General features: G+C 72.4%; 3 protein-coding genes. All 3 read left to right on the top strand.

What is annotated here, in order from left to right; translation table 11 throughout:
* Positions 1-19 precede the first annotated feature (19 nt).
* From D7V93_RS38435 to D7V93_RS38425, 3 genes are read left to right on the top strand one after another with little or no spacing between them, the layout of a single operon-like run.
* A complete protein-coding gene (locus D7V93_RS38435; RefSeq protein WP_244237754.1) occupies positions 20-1,336 on the top strand; it encodes an RsmB/NOP family class I SAM-dependent RNA methyltransferase in 1,317 nt (438 codons plus the stop codon).
* Between the two features lie 34 nt (positions 1,337-1,370).
* Positions 1,371-3,143 carry a M61 family metallopeptidase gene (locus D7V93_RS38430; RefSeq protein WP_120648045.1) on the top strand — a complete coding sequence of 591 codons (1,773 nt, stop codon included), beginning with the start codon at positions 1,371-1,373 and terminating at the stop codon, positions 3,141-3,143.
* Positions 3,144-3,159: 16 nt separating this feature from the next.
* On the top strand, positions 3,160-4,590 hold the full coding sequence (locus D7V93_RS38425; RefSeq protein ID WP_158623958.1) for a B-box zinc finger protein: 1,431 nt from the start codon (positions 3,160-3,162) through the stop codon (positions 4,588-4,590).
* Positions 4,591-4,664: the final 74 nt, after the last annotated feature.

Genomic DNA, 4,664 nt, shown 5'->3' with positions numbered 1-4,664 from the left:
CCCCAACCCGAACCGCCCCCTGCGCGAGGATCTGGTCCTCCAGGCGTCCCTGGAGGCCTACGGCGGCGTGCGCCGCGAGGGCCGCCTGTCCGACCGCGCCCTGGAGTTCGTCCTGCGCCGCAAGACGCTCCTCTACTCCACCGAACGCCGCGCCGTGGCGGAGCGCGTCTACGCGCTCCTGCGCCGCCAGCGCACCGTGGACTTCCTCTTGGAGCACTCGCACCGGAACTTCGAGACGCTCGACGGTACCCGCCAGGACGTCATGCGGCTGGCCGCGTCCCGCATCCTCCACGGCGAGGACCCCAACTACGTCGCGCGCACCTGCGGCCTCAGCGGCCCGGACATCACCGTGCTCGACCGCCTCCCGGACGCCGCCGCCGAACTGGACGCCCTGCCCGAAGCGAAGCGCTTCCCCATCGCCGCGTCGCTGCCGGACTTCCTCGCGGAGAAGTTCCGCGCCGTCTTCGGCAAGGACGCCAGCCGCGCCGCCGAGGCAATGAACGAGCGCGCCCCCCTCTTCGCCCGCGTCAACGCGCTCAAGGGTGACCGCGCCCAGCTCCAGGAGCGGCTCGCCGCGGAGGACGTGGAGTCCACGAAGCCCACTGCCCTGTCTCCCTTCGGCATCGTGATGGAGACGCGGCTCAACATCTTCTCGCTCCAGAACTTCAAGGACGGCTGGCTCGAGATCCAGGACGAGGGCAGCCAGCTGCTCGGCATGCTCGTGGACGCGCCTCCCACCCGCGTCGTGGACGCGTGCGCCGGCGCGGGCGGCAAGACGCTCCAGCTGGCCGCGCAGATGAAGAACCGCGGCGACCTGCACGCGCTCGACGTGGACGAAGGCCGCATGGAGGACCTGCGCAAGCGCGCGCGCCGCGCCGGCGTGCACAACGTGCGCACGCAGATCATTCCGCCCGAGGGCCCGGAGGCGGAGGCCGCGCTCGCGCCCCTCAAGGGCCAGGCGGACCGCGTGCTCGTGGACGCGCCGTGCAGCGGCACCGGCACCTTCCGCCGCAAGCCGGACGCCCGCTACCGCCTCACGCCGGAGTCCCTGGCGGAGCACGTGGCCCGGCAGAAGGCCCTGCTCGCGCGCTTCGCCACGCTGGTGAAGCCCGGCGGTCGGCTCATCTACGGCACCTGCAGCGTGCTGCGCGAGGAGAACGAGGAGGTGGTGGAGGACTTCCTTGCCCAGCACCCCGAGTTCACCGTGCGCCCCGTGGCCGAGGTCCTGGGCGCCGAGCTGGGCAAGAAGGTGGGCTCCGGCCCGTTCCTGCGCCTCGCCCCGCACACCCACGGCACCGACGGCTTCTTCGGCGCCGTGCTCGTCCGCGCGAAGTAACCCCGCGAAGTCCCCCCGGAAAGGCACCCTGGCCATGTCGCAAGCCGTCCACTACCGCGTCGCCATGCCCCGCCCGCATGCGCACCTGTTCGAGGTGGAGGCCACCTTCCCCGCCGGGCCCGACACGCTCGACGCGGTGATGCCGGTGTGGACACCGGGCAGCTACCTGGTGCGCGAGTACGCCCGCCAGGTGCAGGACCTCACCGCCACCGGCGCCGAGGGCCAGCCCCTGCCGGTGCGCCGCGTGGACAAGCGCACCTGGCGCGTGGACGCGAGGGGGCAGGCCGTCACGCTGCGCTACCGCGTCTACGCGAACGAGCTCACCGTGCGCACCAGCCACCTGGACGGCAGCCACGGCTACTTCAACGGCGCCACCGTGTTCCTCTACACGGAGGCCACGCGCGCCCTGCCCCACCACGTCACCGTGGACGCGCCCCCGGACTGGCGCACGTTCTGCGCGCTGGACGCCGAAGGCAGCACGTTCCACGCGGAGGACTACGACACGCTGGTGGACAGCCCCTTCGAGGTGGGGCCGCACACGCCGCTCACCTTCACGGTCGCGGGCGTGCCGCACGAGGTGGTGGTGTGGGGCGACAGCGTGCCGGACGCGGAGCGGCTGTGCGCGGACATGCAGCGCGTCTGCGAGGCCCAGGCGCGCATGTATGACGGCCTGCCGCTGAAGCGCTACCTGTTCCTCGTCTACCTCACCGACAAGGGCCGGGGCGGCCTGGAGCACCAGGCCTCCACCGCGCTGCTCTTCCCGCGCCTGTCGCTGTCCACGCACCGGGGCTGGGAGGACTTCCTCACGCTGGTGGCGCACGAGTACTTCCACCTGTGGAACATCAAGCGGGTGAAGCCGCGCGCGCTGGTGCCGTTCGACTACTCGCAGGAGAACTACACCACGCTGCTGTGGGCCTTCGAGGGCGGCACCGCCTACTACGACAACCTCTTCGTGCGCCGCGCGGGCCTGATGTCCGCGTCGCGCTACCTGGCACGCCTGGGGGAGACGTTCAGCCTGCTGCACTCCACCCCGGGCCGCCGCGTGCAGACGCTCACCGAGGCGTCGCTCGTCAGCTGGGTGAAGCACTACCGCCCCGACGAACACTCGCCCAACAGCGCCGTCTCCTACTACCTGAAGGGCGAGGTCGTCTGCGCGCTGCTGGACCTGGAGGTCCGCCGCGCCACCCGCGACGCGAGGTGCCTGGATGACGCCATGCGGTTGCTGTGGCAACGCCATGGCGACGGCTCCGGTGTGCCCGAGGACGGCGTGGAGAAGGTCGCGAGCGAGGTCGCGGGCAGGGACCTGACGCCTTTCTTCGACCGCGCGGTGCGCTCCACCGGAGACCTGGACTACAGCGTCTTCGAGCACGTGGGGCTGGAGGTGTCCTTCCGCGTGCGCGAGGGCCCCAACGACAAGGGCGGCACGCCGCCGCGCCTCAAGAGCGAGCCCCGGCCGAAGGGCTGGCTGGGCATCACCCTGCGCGGCGCCGCGACGCTCTCCACCGTGCCGGAGGGCACCCCCGCGCTGGAGGCCGGCCTCTACCCGGAGGACGACGTGGTGGCGCTGGACGGCTGGCGCGTGGACGGCGCGGGGCTCATCGCGCGGTGCGAGGACAAGCGCCCGGGCGACACGGTGAAGGTGACGCTGTTCCGCCGCGACCGGCTGCTGGAGGTGCCGGTGGTGCTGGGGCAGAAGCCCGCGGATGCCGTGTGGCTCCAGCGCGTGGAGCGCCCCACCGACGCGCAGAAGGCCGCGTTCCAGGCGTGGCTCGGCGCCCCGTGGGACGAGACTCCGGGCCCCGCGTAGTAGGCTTCACGGCCCCATGGCCGCACGCGCTCCCGACCGCTGCCCTTCCCATCCCACCGTCGCCGCCGGCTGGCGGTGTGAACAGTGCGAGTCCCTGCTGTGCCCCGCCTGCGTCGAGACGCGGCGCATGGGCCCGGTGGAGTACTTCGCCTGTGGGCGCTGCGGGGGAACGGCGAACGTGCTCCTTCGCCACCGCTCGCACCGCGCGCTGGCCGAACGCCTGCCGGACGCCGTGCGCTTCCTGCTCACCGGCCCGGGCCTGCAGACGCTCCTGGCCGTCAGCCTGATGCTGGCCGTCCTGCGCTCGCTCGCGGTGGGCGTGCTCGCCATCCTGCCCCTGACGCTCGCCCTGGGCATCTTCTGGGCGACGTTCTTCGCGCTCGTGCGCGGCGCGGCGCGGGGGGACGCGGAGCCGGAGGGCCCCGGCTTCACCGACCTCATCCGCGACAACCTCCGGCCGGGCCTGCGGGGCCTGGTCGTCACCGTGGGCGTCTTCCTGCCCGCGCTCGCGCGCGCCCTGTCCGTGGGCAGGCCCACCGGCGACGACCTCCTGTCGCTGCTGCTGCATCCCCTGGACGTCCTGACGGCCTCGGCCGCGTGGGACGACCCCGTCAGCTGGGGACTCGCGCTCGGAGGCTTCCTGTGGCTGCCGTGGGCGTGGCTGCTGGCCGCCACGGAGCAGCCGCTCCTCTCCGCGCTGCATCCCGGCAACGCGCTGAGGTGCATCCGGGCGCTGGGGCGCGACGCGGGCCTCGTGATGGGCGTCTTCGCGCTGATGGCCCTGGTCCACGGGGTGATGCACTGGCGCGCGGAGGGGGTGCTCGACTTCGGAATCTTCATCCTGTCCCGGTGGATCGCGGAGGCGCTCACGTTGCTGGTGCCCTTCGCCGCCGCGAATGTGCTGGGGCTCGTGCTGTACGTGCACGGCGATGCGCTGGGCTACCTCCCCGCGCGCGACTTCCTGGAGCCCGTGCTGGGGGACGCGCGTCCGGAGCGTGGCCCCCAGCCGCTGCGCGACGCCACACCCTTCGGGGTGGAGGTCCCCATTGAAGCTGCGCCGGGCACCGGGGAGGACTCCCAGGCCGAACAGCTGGCCGCGTTCACGGCGACGGTGGAGGCGCGCGACGTGGCCCGGGCGATTGCCCTGTACGGCGTCCTTCGTGTTCTGCCCCGTCTGAAGCTTTCGCCCGCGCACCATCTGTTCATCGGACAGGCGGCGGCAGTGGAAGGAGATTTCCCACTGTCGGTCCTCGCGCTGGAAGCCGCGGCGGACGTGGCGCCCGAGGATCCGCTCGCGCCCCGCGCCCTGGTGCTCCTGGCGCGCGTGCAGGGGGAGAAGATGGGAAACGCGGTGCGTGCGGAGGAAATCTACCGGTACATCCTGCACCGTTATCCGGACACAGAGGCCGCACGTTTTGCCCACGCGCGGGTGAAGCCCGCTGCGTGACACAAGCATTGCCGCCCCCGTCCTCCGGTAGCAGATTGCGTGCATGGGATGGGTTGGGGGCGTGGGGATGGGGA

Source organism: Corallococcus llansteffanensis (genome assembly GCF_003612055.1).
In the GTDB taxonomy this organism is placed as follows: Bacteria; Myxococcota; Myxococcia; order Myxococcales; family Myxococcaceae; genus Corallococcus; species Corallococcus llansteffanensis.
The sequence above is the reverse complement of the archived record's forward strand: the minus strand, read 5'-3'. Positions and strand labels throughout refer to the sequence as shown.